At 51.7% G+C, this 1,871-nt stretch carries 2 protein-coding genes; both read right to left on the bottom strand.

Annotation, left to right across the window (positions count from 1 at the left end):
- Positions 1 to 499: hypothetical protein (locus VLA04_03290; GenBank protein HSI20707.1), on the bottom strand; the 499-nt coding region annotated here is incomplete at its 3' end.
- A gap of 195 nt (positions 500 to 694) precedes the next feature.
- Positions 695 to 1,871 (bottom strand): HD domain-containing protein (locus VLA04_03285; protein HSI20706.1); only part of this gene is annotated, 1,177 nt, incomplete at its 5' end.

Here is a 1,871-nt window from a genome sequence, read left to right as displayed (position 1 = left end):
GGATCTCTTCCGCCACCCTTTCCGCCTCCTCGCGCGGGTAGCTTCTTAGGTGTTGCAGTTCTTTTTCCTGCATGTTCAGCTCGTTCCCAAGCTTCTTGTAGAGTGCTTCGCCGACAGTGCTGACCGAGAAGACCTCAAGCGCCCTCTGCATTTCTTCTATCCGCTGTTGGGTGAGAAGGATTTCTGCAATGCGGGGGTTTTTAAGGTCTATACGGTGCTGGGCCCACTGGATGAGACAAATGATCAACCAAGCAACTAGCAATAGTGGATAGAGTGTTACAGCAGTAATAGCGTGTGGATATTTTTCATCGGGCTCCGGCATATCCAACGACTGGATTACAAAAGTAACCACCCATACTGCGGAGTAACCCCCGGCCAGGCACCACCAACCCCCACTGAGAAAGGCGAGAAGGAGGGAGGTAAGAACGACAGGTGCCATAAGGACAAAAGCCGCAAGCTGCAGGCTCTCAATTATTTCGGTAAGGTTTCTCAGTTTCATGGTAAGTTCCTTCGTCAAAGGTGCACGGTTTCCCGCCACCTTTGATCATTGGCGGAATCCTACCACATTTTCGTATTTATGTCAATAGCATAATACGTATTTTATAGGTTAAAATTATTTTATGTATATTTAATTATACATTTGTATACATACAAAAAAGCATTCTTATGCTCTTTCAATCTAATTAAAAGTTACCTACTTAGTAGGGCGCCAACCCCGCTCCAAGGCCAGCTCCAGTGTCTCAATGGCGTCTTTCTGTGGGCTTTCCCGGAGGATGCCCATCACGTCATCGTGGTCGTAATCCAAGGTATCGCGCAGTTCGTTAGCCAGCCTTAGGATGTCTTTAAAACTCTTCCCCGGCTGGTACCCTATCTCAACCAACTCCCTACCCATAAGCAGGTCGGCAGGCTTGCCCTGCTCCACATCCACTTCTCTGGCGCGCTCCATGAGCCAAGGTGCGGCGGGGAAATCGTCGGGCATCTTCAGGTTCCCTTCCCCATCGGGGAATGGGCCCCTGCCCAAGTAATCGGCTTCGGCCACCATGACCAACTCTTCCATGGTAGCTGGGTAGATCCGTGCCGCTAACCGGCGTATAGCGCCCTTGCCTATCGCGTTCCCATGCTCCACTTCTGTTTTATAGAGCTGGTGTGGCATCATGTGGTCGCGCACCAAATTGAGTACCTTTTGGCGCTGAATATTGCCTTTGCCAACTATCCCAATGGAATCCAGGAACCGCTCGGTAGGCTCCACGCCCGCCGCCTCATGCCCCAACGCCCTGATGTGGCCATCAATATGCTCCGTAGTGGCAGGTTTCCCAAGGTCGTGACAAAGGTCTGCCAAAATTACGGTAAACGCCTTCTCCGGATCAGTATCCCTTTTCTTAATGCCTTCCGCGCCCTTGTCGACCACCATCAAGGTGTGGGTCCACACATCCCCTTCAGGGTGAAACTCTGGGTCTTGCTCAGTCTCCGCAAGTGGGGGGAAATCTGGGTACGTCTCATGGAAGATACCCATTTCCATGGCCATCTTTAATCCTTTGGAAGGCACTTCGGACTTTAAGAGCAGCTTTTGCCACTCCGCCACAAACCGTTCACGGGACAGGTGCTTGAGATGAGGGACCATGTCACGCATCACTTCATAGCTCTCAGGGTCTATGGCCAGGTCAAAGCGCCCTACAAACTGAATGCCACGCATGACACGCAAGGGATCATCAGCAAAAAGTTCCGCATCGGTAACGCGCAGTATTTTCTCTTCCAGGTCCTTCACCCCACCATGCGGGTCATAAATGTCGCCGGTCAGCGGGTTGGCGCAAAGGGTGTTGATGGTGAAATCCCTGCGGCGTGCTGCCTCTTTGATGCTCATGAAGGGGTCA

Source organism: Verrucomicrobiia bacterium (genome assembly GCA_035460805.1).
GTDB lineage: Bacteria > Patescibacteriota > UBA1384 > CAILIB01 > CAILIB01 > DATHWI01.
Note: the sequence above shows the minus strand (reverse complement) of the source record. Positions and strands in the feature narration are given on the sequence as shown.